This is a genomic window from Bradyrhizobium sp. CCBAU 53338 (genome assembly GCF_015291665.1).
Lineage (GTDB): Bacteria > Pseudomonadota > Alphaproteobacteria > Rhizobiales > Xanthobacteraceae > Bradyrhizobium.
In genome coordinates this window covers 2,005,857-2,025,016 of the sequence record NZ_CP030048.1, presented here as the reverse complement: position 1 = coordinate 2,025,016, position 19,160 = coordinate 2,005,857, and the positions used below count along the sequence as shown (strand labels likewise).

Here is a 19,160-nt window from a genome sequence, read left to right as displayed (position 1 = left end):
GGCATCACGGCCGCAATGGCCTGCTAACTACGGTCCAGGCGCAGAAACTCGCGAACCTGGCGCTCATCCCCGACGACTCCTGTCCCGGACGATTCCAGGTCTTGCAGAACAAGACACAGTCGGGAGGTCCAGTCCGGGATGACACCGTTCGGTCGCAGCGAGATCACGGACAGCACGGCGCCGTGCGCCAACGGCTTTGACCTCAATCGCAGGTGCTTGCTGTCGTTCGGCGCGGGCGCTGTGCTCGCCGCCACAGGACTTAGTCCTGCACGAGCACAGGACTAGCCGAGGCGACGCAGCACGCATCCAGAGAGTCGGCGGATCGGAGTGCCAGGAATGAGTTTCTTGTTGGCTCGCGGAGCCAAGAATGTTCCCGCTGAGGTGCAGCGATGGCAATACTTTCTGCTGAGAAAAGGATTTAACCAGACGGGGGGCATCGACGCCGAGTTCGGTGAAAAGACCGAGAAGGCCACAAAGTTTTTCCAGGTCGCGCAAGAACTGAAGCCGACCGGTGCGCTCGATGCCAGGACCTTGGAGGTGGCGGCAATGATGGGCTACACCGTGCCGCCGGACGACTACTACGCAAAGCGCAGCAAGGCGAGTTGGCCTTCCAAGCCGGAAGGGACAGCCAGTCCCACCAACAGGTGGCGAAACGAGCAGTTCGGCTGCTTCAAGTTCAAGCAGCTCGCGCGCCCCTATCGAGCGGATGCCGAATCGATCGTGATCCTGGGAAGTTGCGACGGCGCCTATTCCGATTGGATCAAGCAGAACATCATCGATATCGAAGTCAATCAGCTAGAGTTCGCCAAAGGCTACCCTGGCTATGTTCGGTGTCATCGTCTCGCTGCTGCACACATCGCGTCTCTCTTCTCGGCTTGGGAGAAAGCAGATCTGCTGCACCTGGGTCAATATCAATATTGATCAGAAACTGATCGGAAGCGACAAGCAGCTCAACATCATCGTGCTCGGAAAAAAGCACGGTCTCAGCCTCGTGGGGGTCGGGCGGCAGGTCGAAGCGACCAAGGCTTTCAAGAAGTACGCAGCGGAGAACGCGGTTGCCGTTGCTGACCTGATACTCGCCATCGGCATGAAGACCTACAATCAGAGCCCGGCTACATTTATCAAGAAGTTTCTGATTCTGTTGTCGGGCACACCCTCCCCGAACGATCTGCTGAAGTGGTATGAGCAGTTTTCCGGCGGGCTCAAATCCGGTGTCGGAGCAGCAACGGAGCTCTCCAGTTTCTGGTCAGACTGGTGCAAGACCAATCCCGGCTCGTTGCGGGACCAGATTCAGGCGCAAATGCTTGCCTCCTGCCTTCTCAATCCATGTGCACTATCGAAATCGAACGGATGGTACGTGCTGTCCAAGCAGGTGTTCGAAAGCCCATCCCGGTTTACTGCCTTTGTATCGGCTCTTGGTCAGGGAAAGGATTATGTAGACGCCATACTCTTTGATGCAAAGACAGGGGCGATACGGAACGACCCGAGGACAGACCGCCTGCGTCCAGGCTTGCTGGTCAAGAAAAAGCTTGGATATGTTTGGGACGCGGCCGGAAATGCTTACCGGCTGGACAATGACGACTGGACGGCAGTACCTGTTTCACAGATCAACATCAAGAAGCTTTAGACTGCATCGGCCCAAACAATCGAGGGCTGTGCAAGTGCGCCGACGCGAATGTCGACACGCGCAATCTGCGATATGGGTTAGCGTTTGGCAGTTTGGTGGGACAGTATGCAATGCCGAAGAATGTCGTGATCTTTTCCGACGGTACAGGCCAGGCCGGCGGCATCAATTTCGACGAAGCGCGGACGAACGTTTACAAGCTCTACCGCGCCTGCCGTGTCGGTCCGGACACGAAGGTCGAACCATCCGAACAGGTCGCCTTCTACGACCCCGGTCTGGGTTCGGCGTCCGACGGAGGTCATTTCAGGATCGGCTGGATGCGCTGGCTCTACAACCTCGCCAGCATGGCGACGGGCCTGGGGATCACCAGGAACATCGTTGATTGCTACGCCGCGATCATTGCCCTTTATGAGGAAGGCGACCGCGTCTTCCTGATCGGTTTCAGCCGCGGGGCCTACACTGTGCGATCGGTTGCCGGCGTCATGACCTATTGCGGCGTCCCGCGCCATATGCCCGATGGCTCGCCGCTGCGCCGCGATCCAAAGAGCATCCACAAGCTGGCCGAGCACGCCGTCAAGGATGTCTATCAATTCTGCCCATCCTACTCGCGCAAGACTCTTGGGTACCGGCAGTTTCTGTTGAAGACCCGGGACGCGATCGCCGCACAATTCAGACAGCAGTACGGTAGCACAACCACCATCGACGGCGCCGAGCGGGCGAACGTGTTTCCATACTTCATCGGCGTGTTTGATACGGTCGCCGCCCTCGGCCACAAATATCTTGGCACTACGCTCGTGACCTCCGGCATTGCGCTGCTGATCGGGCTGCACTGGCTCGGTGGCTTCCTTCAGCCGGTCGTTCCATGGGCGGGATGGGGGGCCTGGCTTCTGAGTTACCTCGGCATCGCCACAGCCCTGATTGTCTTTCTCAAGAACTATCTGAAGATCGCGCCGTCCTTGCCCGGCTATGGAATCTTGAAGCGCCTCCAGACCGTGCATTTCGCCCCGCCGAAGCACAAATTCTACGACACGACGCTGAATCCCAATGTCGGTTACGCCAAGCATGCGATCTCGATTGACGAGAACCGCGCCGACTTCAAGCGCGTTGGCTGGTCGCCCACGGCCGAGAAGCAGGACGTACGCGACGCGCACGGCAACCTCTATTTCGAACAGGTCTGGTTTCCGGGTGTGCACGCCGATGTCGGCGGCGGCTATCTCGAGAATGAGGCGCGGCTCTCGGACGTCGCCCTCAACTGGCTGCTCGCCGGAGCCTCGCTCATCCCGGGCGGCCTGAAACACGACGGCAGTGTTCTGCGGCTGTCGCCCAATCCCGCGGGTCCCCAGCACAACGAGCAGGCGGGCGGCTTCCTCAAGGCCGGCGTACGCGATCTTCCTACCGATATTGAGAGTGGGGAATCAAAATCGCCGATGCACAAATCAGTCTATCAGCGCTTCGAGGCAGGATCAGTTCTCCTCTATGACCGCATGGCGGCTTACCGGCCGGACAACATGAGGGTTCACGTCGACTTTAAGCACTATTTCGATGGGAGCGCGGCGCAGCTGCCCCAATGCGTCGCCGATGATATAGAACAGAAGTGGGAAAATGCCGGCTATGTCGGGCGGCTCTGACCCAGATAGCGCATTGAAAAGCGGTTCTGCCGGGCGGCCCTCGAGTCGGCTTCGCTTGCGCCCGGCCGAGCAAAGTAGATCACAATGCCGCGAGTGGATCCGCCGATCGACCGCCAAAATCACCGTTTGAAAAACCGTTTTAGTTCGGCTCTCTCAAACGGTTTCTGTCGCTAAGGTCTTGATTTGTTTGGTGGGCGCACCAGGGCTCGAACCTGGGACCCGCTGATTAAGAGTCAGAGTGACCCAAGCTCTTGGGCCTGTCGCAGTCTCAAAAGTGGGAAGCTAACTCAGTTAACTTCCCACTGAAATCAGAGGGTTTTCCTGATTTTTCTCGCTAAACAGCCGCAACGGTTGCGTTTTGCGTTTCTGGCTCCTAATTGGTCGTTTTGTGACCCCACGTGACCCAGAAAAGCGGATGTGACCCAGTGAACGCCGAGCACGAAAGCCGCCAGAAGATCACCGCCAAGACACTGGAAAAGGCCGTGAGCGACTGCGCCGCGGGCAACCAGTACGAGGTATCTGACCTTCAATGTGGAGGGCTGCAGCTTCGCGTCCGCGGAAGCGTGACATGGACCGTGCGATCACGGCTGTGGGGAAAGCAGCGCCGCTGGGCGATTGGCGGCCCGGAGATCAAGCCCGATATTGCAAGGGAACGAGCCGGCGAGGTGAAGGGGTGGTGCCGCCGCGGCATGGATCCGGAGATGCTCGTCATCCAGTACATGACGGGCGTCCCGATCGCCAATCAGACCCGCGTCGGAGGCAAGCGACCAGTCCCCTCTTGGAGCTGGGCGAGATCCGTCGACGCTTTCCTCGATCACATCCTAAAGTTTCGCTCGCCGGAGACCTACGACGACTATGCGCGGACGCTGGGCGGCAAGATGCGCCTTGACGAGAAAAAGCGACACTCCAAGGTGCCCGAACTAGAACGGTTCGAAGACAAGGACGTCGCAGCGATCACGCGCGAAGACGTCGCGAAGTGCGTTGCCGAAGTCTGCAATCGAGCTCACCGGACCGGTGAACACCTCAAGAGCGTCCTGGGCTCGATGTGGACCTTTCTCGCCGACGATTGCCGTCGGGAGGAAACGTCTGTCGCCCCTAACCTGCTCCTCCGCTTGAAGACCCCCGAGAGGCAGCGCCCAACCATTGTGAGGGATACTCCGGATATCATCGCCCTGTTCGAAGACGACTCCGAAGATCCAAACCGAGACGTTCCCTCCCCTGCACGCCTGGGACGGGCTCTCGCGATCGCCCGATCTAGAGCGATGAAGGAAACGGCAGCTCTGTCAATCGAGCTATTAGCCGGGTCGTTGCAGCGCCGGCGGGCTGTCATCGGCAGCCACAGGGCCGAATTTCGAGTGATGGGAGATTGGGAGGATCAGAGCGCGGACATCCTTTGGTCCATCCCCCCGTTCATGCGCAAACGTTCGAACCGACGTCGCGCCCACCTGCCCCACAAGATTGTTCTGGTGCACCCGACGGTGCTGGCGGTCCGACGGTTGGACACCCTCGCCGGCGACCAGGCCTATTACTTCCCCGTTCGAGCGGGGCAAGACAAGAAGACGAAAAATCCTCACGCGGATCCGAGCTTCATCAATCACGCCCTGCAGTTCCTCCCAGGCGCCGAGATGAGCTGTCACGCATGGCGTCGAGGTTTTGCCAGCCACGGGCAGCGCGAACTCGGTCTGGACCTTGTCGAGATCAAGATGGTCCTCGATCATTCCGAAGGTGCGCCGCCCTGCGACGTCACAGCCGGCAATTACGCTCTCGATCCCTTGCTCGGAAGAAAGCGCGAGATCCTGCTCGCCTGGTCGGAGTGGCTCGAAACGCGCGTGAAGGAAGCCATCGCCGCCGATCCCGGGCTGCTCGACGTAGAGGCGCTGAAGGATGCAATCTATCTCGCTCGATACGGCAAAGAGCGCATCAACCGGAAAGACGAAGAACGAGCCTCAACGCTTCTCGACGCGGCCGAATAGTCCCTCCTCTCGCCACCCGTAAGAACGTCTCCACACGTCAAGATGAGCTGTGGCCCGACGCACGAATCGTCCATCTCTATTAACCAGGCGTCACGGAGCAGCTTAAGCCCGATTCTGCGTGCGACGTTCTGCTGTTTGGCAGCTCCTTCCAGCACTCAGCGGACGCGCCCGAGACGGCCGTGCGCTCCGTTTGCTAGGTTGATCGTTGTCAGATCGGGATCAGAAGGGCACCAGCTCTTGCAGCCGATATTGATCGGCCAGCTTTCTCAAGTGGAACAATGTTTCGGGACGCGAAAGGCCGCCTCCCGGTTCTTAACGGCATTGCGCGCTTCGCTCTCGCCCGGCCTTCGCGCGCCGCCATCAGCATGAAGTAGAGCGCCCTGCCGCAATGACTTGGGTTTCGGATCCCAACGGCCGCGATCCCGCTCATTGACGGCCACGACCGGCATGGGCCAGGTGTTGACGGCCCGCGTAGCGCAGGAGGGTATCGGCGCACCAAGGTTCGCGCGCGAACGATTATGATATCCGTCAGTGCGGTCATCCGCTCGCTCATGATCGTGGCGATCATGGCGCTCATCATGATGCGCGCGCAGCGGCCAAAGTCCGCCGCCTCTTGCTTGCGGCGCCACATTTCGAACACCAACCGAAGCACTCACGTCTTTCGAGCGTGTCTCCGCAATGACCCTACCTCACTATCACGAGGCTCTGATTATTATGAGGACTTCGATGATCCACCAGCGACGCAGCCATCCCAAGCCAAACATCTCAACTCGAAGCCAGGCAGGAAGGTTGATCTCCCGAGACTTTGCTCTTCGCTCCCTCACCTCTTGCTTGGATTCGTCCATTGCGAACGACGATTGCACGGTCGGCCGCCTCTATCGTTTCCGCCCGATGAGCGATGATGATCCGCGTCAGCCTTAGGGTACGCACCACGTGATTGACACACCGTTCATTATCTAGGTCGAGATGGCTCGTTGCCTCGTCGAGAACCAGAATCTGCGGTCGCTTGTATAAGGCGCGAGCCAACAGTATGCGTTGCCTCTGCCCACCAGAAAGTCCGACACCGATTGTTCCGATCAGTGTCTCGTACCTCATCGGCATCGACATGATCTCATCATGAATGGCGGCCTGCCGCGCGCATTCTTCGATCCATGCGTGCTCCGCAGTCGGATCAAAAAAGCTTATGTTGTCGGCCAGCGAGCCGGTGAACAGCATATCATCTTGCATCACCGTTCCGACTGTTCGCCGAAACGTCTGCAGCCCTACTTGATGCAGAGGACGACCGCCGATCCGAACCTCACCAGAGCTCGGCTCTAATAGCCCCAGAAGAATTTTGACCAGAGTCGTCTTCCCGCTACCAGACGGGCCTGTGATCGCAACACATTCACCTGCTTCGATACGCAAATTGACGCTGTCAAGAACATTGTCTTCATGGGGCGAGTATGCGTATGAGATGTCACGAAGCTCGATATAATCGGGTTTGGTCAACAATTCCGCTTCATGTTCTGGGCCATGCGCCTCTGGCGCAGCGTCAACAACTTCCGCCACGCGCTCAGCATGAAGTCCTAGCATGCGGAATTCAAAGATCTTGTCGACCAAGGCCGCCATTCGCGAGGAAAATTGTTCTCGATAAGAAAGAAAGGCAATTAACATTCCTATAGTCAATTCATTCCGGAGAACAAGCAAGCCAGCCAGCCAAATTACGATCACACGCTCAATACCAAACAGCAGCACGTTAGTCGCTTGCTGGGTAATTTGCACCTTTTGAACGCGAAGGTGAGCATTGAACTTGTCAGCGAGAAGATTCATCCAAGTGATCTTTCGCTCATCACCACGGCCAAAGAGACGAATCGCTTGTATCCCCTGCAGAGATTCAAGAAAATGAGTACTCTGCCTCGCTTGAAAGCTGATCTCCTCAGCAGCCGCGTTGCGAAGTTTTGCGAAGACCACGAACCTTAAGATGGCGTATAATGCTACGGATGCGCAAGCGGCGGCACTTAACAGGGAGTTATAGGCAAACATAACAAAACCCGTGCCTATGATCAGTCCACCATCCACAATAGCTTGAGCGAAGGCCACAGTGAGAGTTTCTTGAATAACGTTTATCGACGCAAAGCTTGCGAGAACGCCGCCCACCTGCCGCTTCTCGAAATACTCCGTTGGCAGCCGCAAGAGATGACCGAATACACGGCCGAGCCATTGGAAATTCAACTGAGCACTAAGAACCGCCACGAGCCAGCTGCGCATTGCGCCAATCGCCGCCTGCAGACATACTAGCAGGCAAAATCCAGTGCCAAGAATCGTAACGAGATCGCGATCTCCTGCTGCAAGCGCCTCATCGACCAGCCATTGCAGGTAGAACGGCGTGGCAACAGCGACAATCTCGAGCCCAAGCGCCAAACTCAGCACCTGGGCAATGTACCGCTTCAGACCGCTAATGCGTCCAATCAATCTGCGAACACTAAAGGGAGTTCGCACGTCTTGCTTGGTAAAATCATCACTTGGAAGCATCTCCAGCGCAATGCCGGTGAAGTGCTTTCCGAACTCCTTCCAGCCAAGACTTCGCACGCCTGTTGCCGGATCGTGAATGGTAATCCGCTTTTGTCCAATCGCCTTGAGAACTACGAAGTGGTTCAAGTCCCAGTGAACAATGCAAGGGAGGCTCAGCTCCTTAAGATTTTCCAGCTCAAGTCGGAGAGGCCGACAATCGAGCTTGAGAGCGTTGCCAATCTTGATCAGGCTCGCCAACGACGCCCCTCTTCGGGATACCGGAAATCGTTGCCTGAGATCTCCCAAGCGAAATCGGTTTCCATGATAAAACGCCACCATAGCAATGCTTGCGAGTCCACACTCGCATTCTTCGGCCTGCAGTATAACAGGCAAGTCTCTCCCGGCGCCGATCTTCAAGCGATAGGTCATGCTTCGCGCCCATACGTCTTCACGAGCGGCTGATACAACCATTCAAAAAGCCGGCGATAGTCCAGCAGGGCGGTTGCACGGACCCGCATACCCGGCTTTAGCTTCATGATCGTCGGCATCGACGCCGCGTTGATTGCTACCCGCACGCGATAAGCCTGCGTGTCGGCATCGACGGCGCGTGCGGCGTTCGCTGTCTCCATGGGCAAGGCCGGGCTGCGGGAGATGTCCTCGATGGATCCCAAGACCGTCCCGTACTTATCGGAGGGATAGGCATCGAAGCTTAGGCGCACCGGTATCTTGGGATGCAGCAATCCCACGGCCCCGCTTGGAACATAAAAGACGGCGAATAAGGTCGAATTGGCCGGTTCGATGGCCGCGAGGGCATCCCCTGGCTTGATCTGCTGTCCGGACTGAACGGCGAGCGATGAGACTACCCCAGGACCACTTGCTTGCAGCAAAATCTGCCGATCGATCTCACTTACCGCGAGCGAATTTTCCGTATCACCAATGGCGCGATGAAGAGCCGCAATTTCCTGCTTGGTTTGGATGGGTGCGATCTCGATATCGCTCTCAACGTTCTCCAATTCAGCCAGCAAACCATCGCGGATCTGAAGCAGATCATAGACTTTCTGCTTTTGTTCAAGCATCGCCGACGTCTTCTCCTGAACTTGCGCTAACGGCGCATTGCTAGACTCATACAAGGTCTTCGAGCGTCTCAGCGCCTCTTCGGCGAGCCCCGCTCGGTCGACTTGCAGTTGAATTTGCTTCTCCAGTCCGCTCTGCCTACTGAGCAGATTTTGTCGTCGGCGAGCCAGCGTTGCGAGCCTTCGCTCCCCTCGCAAGCGCACGAGCTCCAATTCTGCGGTCAATGATTCAACTCGGTCGGAAAGCGTACGGGTGATGCTTTCTTGTGCTCCGCCACGTCGGGTTGTGCGTTCGGCCGAGAGCACGAATAGGACATCGCCCCGGCGTACCTCTTGCCCTTCGACGACCCGGCGATCCACAACGACAGCTGCTGTCGGAGCCGAAATGTAGAGCAAGCCTTGCTCCGGCAGCACCAAGCCATCCAGCTTCTGCTTCCGCGCGACAGAGGCCGACGTGACGAACGCAATTGCGAATGCAATAAAGCTTGCAGACGCAGCAGCGAACCACTTGGTACGCCACGATTGCCGCAGTATGATACTCCCATGCATCTTGTTGCGCTGAAACTGTATTGCTTCCTCTCGGAAGAGTGAGGTCGGATACATAGCGGCGGCCGCGGTTAAGCTCACGGAGTGATCTGTTTTGTGTTGCCGAGTACTTCGGCGGTGCTACTCAACCAGATCACACTAATTCAAACTAGAAGCACTATTCCAAAGTGAGCAGCGACGAGTGGATCACCGCTGCTTATCGAGTGTTTGTTGCGAGCTCAGCCTTCCTTTCCGAAAGGCGCTCGGCGTCAGGCTGAATCTTTTTCGGAAGGCACGGGTGAAATGTGGCGGATGCTCGAAGCCAACCGAAGCGGCAACATCACGGATCTGTCGGCGGTGGTTAGAAACATCCATCAGATATGCTGAAGCTCGTGCCATCCGCTGCTCAAGAATTTCGGCAGCAACCGTGCGTCCCAGCGCCCGTACAAACATTTCATCAAGCGATCGTCGACTTAACCGTTGCTGGCGGGCGACATCGCTCGCAGACAAACCCGATCTCCAAAAATTCCGTGCAATGTAGGAGAGAGCTCGCTCCAAGCGCCATTCGGTGGCCCCGAGAGGGATCTCACACGTTCCCAGCAGATCTATCAAGGCATGGGGAATTCCAGAATGCTGTACGAGCGATGCTCTGGAGGTATTTTCAGCCAAATTCGTTAGAGCACCTCGCAGCAAAATTGTCCCCAAGTCACCGGGTTCAAGAACAAACATCTCAGAACGTCGAAACTTCGGATATCGCTGGAGCAGCATCTCGCGCGGAAGCTGTAGAGAAATGGTCACGCCCGACGCGCAACGCACTTTGTAGCTTTGGCGACTGCTTATTATACACGCCCCCCATCTCGGCACTCTCTTCCACTCACAATTTTGTACAATCTCGAACCCATTGGAAGTCGAGACCAAAATCGCAACGGTTGACTCGCGTGCATGCAGCTTCGGGACGTATTCTATAGAGTCATCTCCACCTTCGATTATGCAAAACTTCGCAGATCCGATTTCGAAACATGTTGCGCTCGGTGCACCCTCGATATTCAGGTAGGTGAAGCAACAACATCGATCTTCTTCCAGCGAAACAGATTCTTTTCCAATCATGTCAAGGCTTGCAATCTTCCCTCAGTGGGTCGACGCTGCGGTCACCGGTCCCCTGTAAATTCAATGCATGCCGTCTGCGTGCTTCCAATGCTGCCGATACGTGCAACCGCCTCACTGAGTGAGAAATTGCTCTAGCGCAAGGGATGCCATCATTCGAAGCCTCAGACAGAACACGGGGAATACCGGATGCTACGGGTCAACGTTTGGACTCGCGCTTCGGATACTTTAATCTTCGACGAGGTGAATAGTCCACGTTGGACGCGCCGCATTCAAGGCGGGCCGGTCAGCCGATAAACTTCGGCCTGCTTTTCCGGGGGGGCCTGACAGGTACTTCGCCGAAGCGCTAGTGGAAATCGGCGATTGCCTCCAGGCCGCTTTCGCGCTCCTTGACGGGTCAATGTTTCCTCGTGGACATTTCCTAGTTACGGATTCATTGCGTTGATCCGATATGTATTGCTTAGTGCGACAGATGCCGATGAGCGATTGTTGAAATTGCCAAAGATTTGTCTTAGGTTGCCATCTCGGCGGGGCATCATCCATGAGCAGGGCCAGTACGGCAGAGCGCGCGATCTGTAACGAACTCCGATCGTCATAGTTGCCTCCACTCCGCCTATTTCCGTATTTCGTCCAAGCTCATTGCCTCCCATCCAGCCGTCAGCAACCCCGACTGCTGCCGTGACTTTTTACCTTGCTCGAGGCGTTTCGCACCATTCGCACGGCCTGAGGGGCATCGAGCTGGGCTTGGCTATTCTCTTTTTTGTCCACGGACCAGCAGGTCTTTCTGCATTGGGCAGGAATACTTTGGGACGCGATGCTGACGATCGTGCGCTACACGCCGGTTCGCAATGACATGTTCGATCGCCGATGTTTTCAGCAGGCCGATGCGGCGATGATTGAGTTTTAGCTCTGATTTGGTCCGCGATTGGGAGAGAACGTAAACTTGCGCGCTCGACATACCAATCGACACACCTGATTGAGTTGCGAGCCCTTGGCGTCCCGCGATAGGGGTTGCTGCCTGAGGCATAGGCCGTTGTCTCGACGCCGTCAGCTGCCAAGACTAGCTGCTCGATCAAGGTCCGGTTATGGCGCTTGAACAGTCGCCGTTGCGTTCTGGCGGGGCGGCGCTGGCCGCCCCGCCGATAGCTGTCGCAAGATTGGCGACAAGTTTTGCGGCCTCGCGCGTAGCGAACCGCAGGCGATTGAGAGCCTTTTGCTACGCTACGCCGCGAGGCCAAAACCCGGGCGGCAAGAACCCGAGCCGCTTGCGGCGCCGCCGCCCGGTACCTGCGAGAGGACTTCCTGCCGCTGGGTCAAGTCCACCATTTTTGGGGCGGTATTCGGCTCGCGCGGCTGGACCAGTTTGGATAGCTTTGTGAGCAAGAACATCGAGTTTCCTCCTATTTCTATTGCTTGATGTGGCGCCCAAATTCAACAATTCGACAATTGCAGAGCTCGTGCGTATCGCCAGCTTAATTTTATCGCCGACTCTTGGTCAATTGATCGCGTTCGGTTTGCTTGATTTCGTTGGCGACCCGACTTGATTGACTTGGAGATTGGCAGTGAAACAAACTGATCCGCCTGCTTTTGATGCTGCGCGAGTGAATCGACTTCGCCTTGCATGAGGTTACCAAATCCTCGAGCCTCGTCATCCGGACAGGATTGATCTCGCACATTGGAGATCTTGCCGACAGCGTCATTCGCAGGCGTGAGGTGCTTCGTGCTCCCGTCGAGTGCTGTAAGGGTGGTTCATTGGATTGATGTCTTGAAAACTGCTTGCGATTGGCCGCGCAGGCCAGCGGGGCCGCTCGCTCGGCCGCGCAGCATCGCCTGGAGCGTGGACACTTCGTCGGGAAGAGAATCATCGGCGCCCATCGCCGACCAGAGATTCACAAGACGCGGTCTATGCGAAGTGCCAGCAGAGCCACCACGCCATCAACCGACGACGATCACCGTGCCAGAGAATCTTGACCAGCTTTCCGCTTTTGCCACGGAACACAGAGCGGGTCTCGCGTGAACGCTTCCTGCATCAGTAAGGCCGGCGAGCTCATGCCCGGTATATCGGCCGGTCGCAATCCACACCGACAGCAGGCGCAAGGGGATATTATGGTAGGTCTGCCAGGAGGGGAGCGGCCCGAGGCATCGGCCGTTGTCTCTGGGCCGTCAGCCTGCAAGACTTCGTCGCTCGATAAAGTTTCCGGTTATGCCGCTTGAACAGATCCGGGGATGGTTGCGTCCGGCGGGCGGCGTTTGCCGCCCTGCCGATAGCTGCCGCAGATTGGCAACAAGCGGTTTCGCGCGTAGCGAACCGTGGGCGATTCAGAGCGTTTTGCTATGCGAGGCCATAACGGCCAGAACCCCAGCTACCACTTGTGGCGCCGCCCGACACCTGCGAGAGGACTTCCTGCCGCTGCGTCAAGTCCACCATTTTTGGGGCGGTATTCACCTCTCGCGGCTGGACCAGCTTGGATAGCTTTGTGAACAAGAACATCGAGTTTCCTCCTATTTCGATTGCCTGACGTGGCGCTCAAACTTCCACAATTTGACAATTGCGAGCTCGTGCGTATCGCGAGGCTAGTTTTATCGGTGACTCTTGGTCAATCCGTCGTGTTCGGTTTGCTTGATTCCGTTGGCGACCCGACTTGATTGATCTGGAGATCGACAGCGAAACAAACTGATCCATCTGCTTTTGATGCAGCGCCAGTAGGCGTGAGCTGCTCCGTGCTCCTGTCGACGTGCTGTGAGGGTAGTTCACCGTGGAAGCTGCTGGTGATTTGCCGCGGATGAGGCCAGCGGGGCCGCTCGCTCGGCGCGAAGCATCGCTGCGGCCTGGATACATCGTCGGAAGAGTATCATCGGGGCCCATCGCCGACCAGAGAATCAAAGACGCGGTCAATGTCCGAACCGCAGATATCGCCATGCCATCCAGCAGAGTCACACTCCATCAACCGACGACGGTCACCGTGCCAGAGGATCTTGATCAGCTCTTCCCTTTTGCCACGGAACACAGAGCGGGTCTCGCGTGAACGCTTCCTGCACCAGCAAGACAGCGAGTTCATGCGCGGCGTAAATCGGTGTGGCCGGTCGCAATCCACGGCGGCCTTCATCGTCACCGCGTACCTGTGATCCACATCCGAGCCCCGGCAACAAACTCGATCTCGATCGGCCCGACCGCTTGGCAGCATCTAGTCGGACTCGCATACTTCTAACGACTGCGCCCCATTGAACAGGCGCAATTTTAGAAATCTGGGCTTGACTTTTTCAAGATATCCAGATATCTATGGCGCCGTCGAGAGGTTTCAGACCGATACGGTTTGCGAAACACGAGAAACAAATGCTGAAGGTCACTGTTGAACTTTATCCCGGCGGCTCGGCGGAGTCGACCCGAACGCTCGCAGCCATGACTGTGACCAATCTCTCTGATTTGGCGGACGTTTCAGACTACGAGATCGTAACGGCTGAGACTGCAAATCCCTCGACGGGCGAGCCCTCCAAGATGTGTTGGCACCGAGTACATGACTACGCGCGGGGGCAATCGGTCTGGAAGCTCGTCGGTGCTGCTATAGCTGGTTTGGATCAAGCCGGGTGTATGGAAATGTGAGCGAGCCGCCTTCGATGAACGGCCCGCTGCATCTAAGCGTAACCGCTAGAACGGGACTTCCATCCACCAACAGTAATAGGCCGAATCCGCGAATACGGTCCACGCCGCTCTCGTGCAGACCGCTTTTCGTCAGAGCCCGTTTCGGATGACCGCCAGCCATGCGTGTCGAGGATCACGTATCTTGCCGTTTGCGGTCTTGTAGCTGGATCTAGTGACCGAGTCGGAGACGTTGCCTCCGATGACGTCCACTTCTCCATCGCGTAGCTCTACCACCAGATCGGCATGCGAACAGAACCAATTGCCCGCTCGCAAGGCTCTTATTGCACCGTCGTAGGAATCTGGTGGAGTCGGACAATCGGGCCCGCCTCTTGCCGCCCAGAGCAGGTCGCCTACGCTCAGCGAACTCGAGGCCGGAGTCATCAGCTCAAGCTTCGGATAGCTCCTGGGACGCGCCAGTATGGCCTGGCAATATCCCCAATGCGACTCGCTGTACGGAAAGCCTGTCCCTGCAGCGGCCGTCTTGAAGCAGAACGATATGAATGCGGCGGACCAAGGATAGGGCGACTTTCCGTTGCGCGCAGGCTTTCCTACCGTGACCCAGTAATCGTTGACGAACTGGACGTACGGCTGCTCCGATTCCCGTCCGCCAATGGACTTCGGACCCTGGACCGGAGCGCTGGAGAAGCCCCAACGCTTCCACTCGTTCGTCGCAGTAGTCAACAGATCTGACTGGATCGACATTTAGACGAAGTCCCCGTTCTGCCGGCTCCACGTCTTTGACGTAAGCAGCGCCCCCTTTGCGGTAATCTCGCTTTTCAAGGTCGCGCACCTTTCGGGATAGGCGATGCTGCCGAGAGCAAGCAGATTTGCCAGAGGCCGATTGGACCGCAGCGCCGATTGAATGGCGGGGTACTTCGCCCGACCCTGATGCCTGATGTCGCAGATCGCAAGGCAAACATCGGCGCTTCGGCCGTCGAGGCCCAGCCTTGCATCGGCCTCGCGCATCAGCCGGTTGAATACGCCGACCATATGCATCACCTGTAGCTCCCGCGCCTGGGCGACGTTCGTCGTCCAATGGATCAGTTTGGCGGCGCACACGACCTCGGAATCCTCGACGGCCGAAGTGCTGGGATTCAGGTAATCCATGAGCGGGGCGGTCGAGGTCGATGTCTCCAGCGCAACGGGACTCGCACCGGTTATTTTGACGATGCGTCCGTTTCTGACGGCAAGATCGGGAAAGTAGTCGGCGTTCTCCGGCCGGCCTATCATGTCGCGGAAAAAAACCACGAAATCCCCATCGGGCACATGTGCTCCGAACTGGCCGAACCCCCACGTGAAGCGCGCTCTGTCGTACGTATTGAGGGTGAGGAAGTTTCCTCCCTCGCATTTCGAGGTCGGCTCGATGAAGTCGGCCCAGAATCTGTACAGACCTCGATAGTCGGTCGCCTTGTACGCCAACTTCGGCAGTTCTCGCCGGGGCACGTTGTACAGGCCTTCGAAATCTTCCCCGGAAGATCGGTCCCTATAGCTAGTCTGGCACCCGACGAAGAACGGCGCCCCTCCGTCCGCACGCGAACTGAAAAGATGCCCGCTCCGCTCGATCGTAAAATGGACTGCCATGTCGTCTCCAGCCGCTACCCGTCGGCCGGAATGATGGCTCAAAGATCGATCGTCGCCTCCTAGGGAGGTCCCGGGGGTCGTGGCGGTTTCCGCTCGGGTGGAATCCAGTGACGAACCGAAGGTGCCGGCGCCCTGCACCACCTTGACTAGGAGGAGGTTGCTTGCAGGGACGAAAGTCCGTGCCCATCGAGTCTTGGCTCGGCAGCACGGATACGCTGCGCCCCGCGTAGCTCTTCAACACGATTGCCAACGCTATTTAGGAATCGTGACCAGCACGATCGCAGCGACTCCGCGGAGGTGGGCGACTTCCACGAAGGAGCCACAGATCACGTCCACCGGAGTCCCAGGTCCACCCGAGTTGCGTCGCGCGCGCCCTCCGACGATGACATACCGCCGCTGCCTCCCGTGGGTTTATTTTTTGCACTATCGGTTCCGGAGTATCTTCTGGCCTGCAAACTTCATATGGACCTCCCGTGAGAATTATGGAATTGTGAGTTTGTTTTTTATACTTACAAGGATGCCTCAGAGCGTACGACAAGAAAGCAAGGTTGCGCCTCGGCGCATGAGGGGAGGCAAGCTCATGCTGAGAACGGATTTGGGCGTGCGATGGCCTGCGACGCCAACCGGGGCGCAGGAAGGCGCGTCCTTATGCTGGCTCGCCGAGGACGAGGACATAGAGGCGCTGACAGGAGAGGATCCCCTGATCCGGAACGGGGCCCCCAGTTGCGAACGCCGTCCGATGGCGCAGTCGAAAGCGTGCGGGTGAAGCCGATGTTCGCCTGCTGCGCCTTCGCCGTCTTCCTGCTGCACCAACTGCTGCTGCCCCTGATCAAACTGCAGCGATGGCTGGGATGGACCGTTACACGCTCCTCCGGCGCCGCGGCTTGGCGCCCTGGAGCGTCTGTCCCGCCGGCCAAACCGCGCCGGCTTCCAGTCCTCGGGGCCGGACTGGTCGCTTTGCTCGCCTTCGAGGCCATGGCCGGAAGCATTGCGGCGGTGAGCGCCCTTCTGGTCACCCGCTCCGTCCCGCAAGCCCAGGCCGTTCTGGCGGCGGCAGACCCGATCTGCACCGCCTTCGTAGGAGTCAGCCCATGACGACCCTTGATCCTCCTCTTTCCGACCAGGGCCTGCAACGCTTGCGCAAGGGACCTGTGACCGCCAGGCGGCAACGACGAACGGTGCTCGTCTACTCGGCGATTTGCCTGCTGGGCGCAGCGCCCCTGCTCCTCGGCGCTCCCGCATCATGGCAGGCGGCTGGCGTCGGCCTTTGGGCACCCGGCGCCGGATTCCTCGCTGCGGGCGGATGGACCGCCCTGCTCTTCCCTCTAACCTTGGCCGTCTTCGCCCTCTCGCTCATCGCATGGTTCTGGGCGGGCATGGTCATGGCTCCGGTCATCGTCTGGTTCGGCAGCGCGGCCCTGTCTTCCGCGGTCGTTGGGCAGCAGATCTGGAGCGGCGGGCCGATCCTCACGGCCTTGAGCGTGGCCGGGGTCGCACTTGCCGTTAATCGCGCAACCCTACGCAGCCGCGAGCAGAGTTGGCGCAAGGCGGCCGCTCGGCAAGCCTTCGTTCCGGCCTCATTGGCGGAGGTTGCGGCGCAAACCGCCTCCCCCCCAGATCCCGCGTCGCGCGAAATGAGCCGCGAAGACTTGTCCGCCTTGCGCTACCTGCTGGATCGCGCGCTCCAGCCGATCGCGTCCTGGGACGGCTTTGATGATATCGAGCCCTTCCAGACGGGAGCACTTCGGTATCAGCTCAACCACATGGGCCTGGCGCTGGCGACGATCCATGGCGCTTATACGCCCAATTTCCAGGGCTACATGGGACAGGCGCAGCGCAACCTCATCGAGAAGTACCTGCAACGGAAAGTCTGGGGATACTGGATCTACGAATCCTGCTGGGGACACTTGAACTTCACTAACTGGGACCCAGCCGACCGCGACAACGTCATGCTGACGGGCTGGTTCGGGATGCATGTGGGCGCTTACATGCTGAACAGCGGCGATCGGCGATATCTGCAGCCGGGCAGCCTCACCTTCCGTCTCAATAGCCAGAAGAGCTATCGGCACGACCTCGGCAGCCTGGTCGGCTCGATCACCTCGAACTACGCCCGCTCCGACTTTGGGCTTTTCGCCTGCGAACCAAACTGGATCTACCCGATCTGCAACCACTACGGCATGGGCGCCGTCACCGTACACGAGGCGCTGTGCGGAACGGGCAACGTGGCGCGCTACCTGCCAGGTTGGCTGGAGAAGCTCGACACCGAGTTCACCGATGAGAGCGGCTCGATCATCGGCCTCAAGTCGGAATACACGGGCATTTCGCTCCCCTTCCCGTCCAGCGAGGTGGTCTATGCGGCGTTCCATAACGCCTTCGCACCGGCGCGCGCGCGCATGCTCTGGGCGGTGGCAAGACGCGAGCTGGCGCCCGCCATCCGCACTGTCGCGGGTGAGCCGCGCCTCATTCTGCCGGGCGAAGGGTTCGACATCGGGAACTACAGGACGGGACACCATTACAGCTACGCTGCGATCCTGTTGTCGGCCCGGGAGTTCGGTGAGGATCTCTTAGCCGAGGCCGCGCAGAACAGCCTGGACGCCTGCAGCGGACGCGAAGAAGACACCGGGGTTCTGCGTTACGTCGCCGCCTCCAATTCCGCCAACACCAACGCCATCCTTGGCCGCGTGATGAGGACCGGGGACTTCCGCCGCGCCATTGTCGAGGGTCCCCCCAAGACGGCCCTCCAAGGTCCCATGCTGGATAAGGCCGCATATCCGGACGTTCTCGTTGCCCGTGCCTTCAGCGATGGCCGCAACCTTGAGCTTGTGCTCCATCCGGGGCGGGCGTCCGGCGAGCAGAGCCTAGGCTTGGCGCGCCTCGTTCCGCACGCGCGGTATCTGGTGAGCGGCGCCGAGCCGGGCCAGTTCACCGCATCCCCCTACGGAACGGCGAGCCTCACAGTCGATCTGCGTGACCGCACCGTCGTTGAGGTGGCGCCGCTGGAGCGTCGCCAGGCGGAAGGCATGCGTTAAAAAGCGCGGGCTGGGGAAAGCCCATGCCGGAAAGCCTGAACAGTGGGCGGGTCCGGCTCCAGATGGCGTGGGGGGGACCCGCGCGACGCGTAGGCAAGCGAAACCTGGCAGCCTCCGCCGCCGAACAGCGAAGACCGCCCTGGTCGGCCCGCTCCCAGCGCGTGGCTTGAGTTCGCCCGCATGCGACCCCCAACCGCCTCATTGTCGCGCATGCGCTCGAAAGCTCGAGGCCGAGGTTGAGGTGATCTCGACGGGCTCGGATGTTCCGTCAAGGGTCTTGCGCTGCGGCCTGTGCTGTCGCAGACGGGGCCAACCAAGTTGAAGGCATGGCGCCCTCAAATTTCGCATGGTGAAGAAAAAGAACTCGACCGGCACCGCACACGCGGCGGGCCGACGCCAGCATTTGTGGGATACAAAGCCGAAAAGGCACCCCAACCTGCACCTTATCGATTGTTGATTTGCATACCTGATATATTGGTTCATTTTTCGCATT

At 58.6% G+C, this 19,160-nt stretch carries 12 protein-coding genes; 7 read left to right on the top strand and 5 right to left on the bottom strand.

Annotated elements, in window-relative coordinates:
* Positions 1 to 336 precede the first annotated feature (336 nt).
* The 4 genes from XH90_RS09500 to XH90_RS09485 all read left to right on the top strand — a co-directional run bounded on the left by XH90_RS09500 (position 337) and on the right by XH90_RS09485 (position 5,225).
* Positions 337 to 921, top strand: coding sequence for a peptidoglycan-binding protein (locus XH90_RS09500; protein ID WP_194480737.1), 585 nt, complete (start codon positions 337 to 339; stop codon positions 919 to 921).
* Entirely contained in the window at positions 824 to 1,627 is an 804-nt protein-coding gene (locus tag XH90_RS09495) for a hypothetical protein (protein WP_194480735.1), read from the top strand. The genes XH90_RS09500 and XH90_RS09495 overlap by 98 nt, the downstream gene beginning before the upstream one ends.
* Positions 1,628 to 1,737: 110 nt before the next feature.
* Complete coding sequence (locus tag XH90_RS09490) at positions 1,738 to 3,252, top strand: DUF2235 domain-containing protein (RefSeq protein WP_194480732.1); 1,515 nt, start codon at positions 1,738 to 1,740, stop codon at positions 3,250 to 3,252.
* Positions 3,253 to 3,677: 425 nt separating this feature from the next.
* Entirely contained in the window at positions 3,678 to 5,225 is a 1,548-nt protein-coding gene (locus tag XH90_RS09485) for an integrase family protein (RefSeq protein ID WP_194480730.1), read from the top strand.
* A gap of 765 nt (positions 5,226 to 5,990) precedes the next feature.
* On the opposite strand, the gene XH90_RS09480 is transcribed toward XH90_RS09485, so the two are convergent.
* The 3 genes from XH90_RS09480 to XH90_RS09470 all read right to left on the bottom strand — a co-directional run bounded on the left by XH90_RS09480 (position 5,991) and on the right by XH90_RS09470 (position 10,111).
* Entirely contained in the window at positions 5,991 to 8,144 is a 2,154-nt protein-coding gene (locus tag XH90_RS09480; protein ID WP_194480727.1) for a peptidase domain-containing ABC transporter, read from the bottom strand.
* A complete protein-coding gene (locus XH90_RS09475) occupies positions 8,141 to 9,415 on the bottom strand; it encodes an HlyD family secretion protein (RefSeq protein WP_194480724.1) in 1,275 nt (424 codons plus the stop codon). The genes XH90_RS09480 and XH90_RS09475 overlap by 4 nt, the downstream gene beginning before the upstream one ends.
* Before the next feature lie 105 nt (positions 9,416 to 9,520).
* Entirely contained in the window at positions 9,521 to 10,111 is a 591-nt protein-coding gene (locus tag XH90_RS09470; protein ID WP_194480723.1) for a helix-turn-helix transcriptional regulator, read from the bottom strand.
* Between the two features lie 3,640 nt (positions 10,112 to 13,751).
* Here XH90_RS09470 and XH90_RS09465 point away from each other — a divergent pair.
* A complete protein-coding gene (locus tag XH90_RS09465) occupies positions 13,752 to 14,018 on the top strand; it encodes a hypothetical protein (RefSeq protein ID WP_194480720.1) in 267 nt (88 codons plus the stop codon).
* Between the two features lie 129 nt (positions 14,019 to 14,147).
* On the opposite strand, the gene XH90_RS09460 is transcribed toward XH90_RS09465, so the two are convergent.
* Both XH90_RS09460 and XH90_RS09455 read right to left on the bottom strand, forming a co-directional pair.
* A complete protein-coding gene (locus XH90_RS09460) occupies positions 14,148 to 14,759 on the bottom strand; it encodes a DUF2272 domain-containing protein (protein WP_194480718.1) in 612 nt (203 codons plus the stop codon).
* Positions 14,760 to 15,638: a hypothetical protein gene (locus XH90_RS09455; RefSeq protein ID WP_194480717.1), complete on the bottom strand. Its 879-nt coding sequence runs from the start codon at positions 15,636 to 15,638 to the stop codon at positions 14,760 to 14,762.
* A 762-nt stretch (positions 15,639 to 16,400) separates the two neighbouring features.
* On the opposite strand from XH90_RS09455, the gene XH90_RS09450 reads away from it, so the two are divergent.
* On the top strand, positions 16,401 to 16,733 hold the full coding sequence (locus tag XH90_RS09450) for a hypothetical protein (RefSeq protein ID WP_194480715.1): 333 nt from the start codon (positions 16,401 to 16,403) through the stop codon (positions 16,731 to 16,733).
* Positions 16,730 to 18,667, top strand: coding sequence for a hypothetical protein (locus XH90_RS09445; RefSeq protein ID WP_194480713.1), 1,938 nt, complete (start codon positions 16,730 to 16,732; stop codon positions 18,665 to 18,667). The genes XH90_RS09450 and XH90_RS09445 overlap by 4 nt, the downstream gene beginning before the upstream one ends.
* Positions 18,668 to 19,160: the final 493 nt, after the last annotated feature.

Coding starts and splice junctions, on each gene's coding strand:
- XH90_RS09500 (WP_194480737.1), top strand. CDS start 337: ATGAGTTTCTTGTTGGCTCGCGGAGCCAAGAATGTTCCCGCTGAGGTG.
- XH90_RS09495 (WP_194480735.1), top strand. CDS start 824: ATGTTCGGTGTCATCGTCTCGCTGCTGCACACATCGCGTCTCTCTTCT.
- XH90_RS09490 (WP_194480732.1), top strand. CDS start 1,738: ATGCCGAAGAATGTCGTGATCTTTTCCGACGGTACAGGCCAGGCCGGC.
- XH90_RS09480 (WP_194480727.1), bottom strand. CDS start 8,144: ATGACCTATCGCTTGAAGATCGGCGCCGGGAGAGACTTGCCTGTTATA.
- XH90_RS09465 (WP_194480720.1), top strand. CDS start 13,752: ATGCTGAAGGTCACTGTTGAACTTTATCCCGGCGGCTCGGCGGAGTCG.
- XH90_RS09460 (WP_194480718.1), bottom strand. CDS start 14,759: ATGTCGATCCAGTCAGATCTGTTGACTACTGCGACGAACGAGTGGAAG.
- XH90_RS09455 (WP_194480717.1), bottom strand. CDS start 15,638: ATGGCAGTCCATTTTACGATCGAGCGGAGCGGGCATCTTTTCAGTTCG.
- XH90_RS09445 (WP_194480713.1), top strand. CDS start 16,730: ATGACGACCCTTGATCCTCCTCTTTCCGACCAGGGCCTGCAACGCTTG.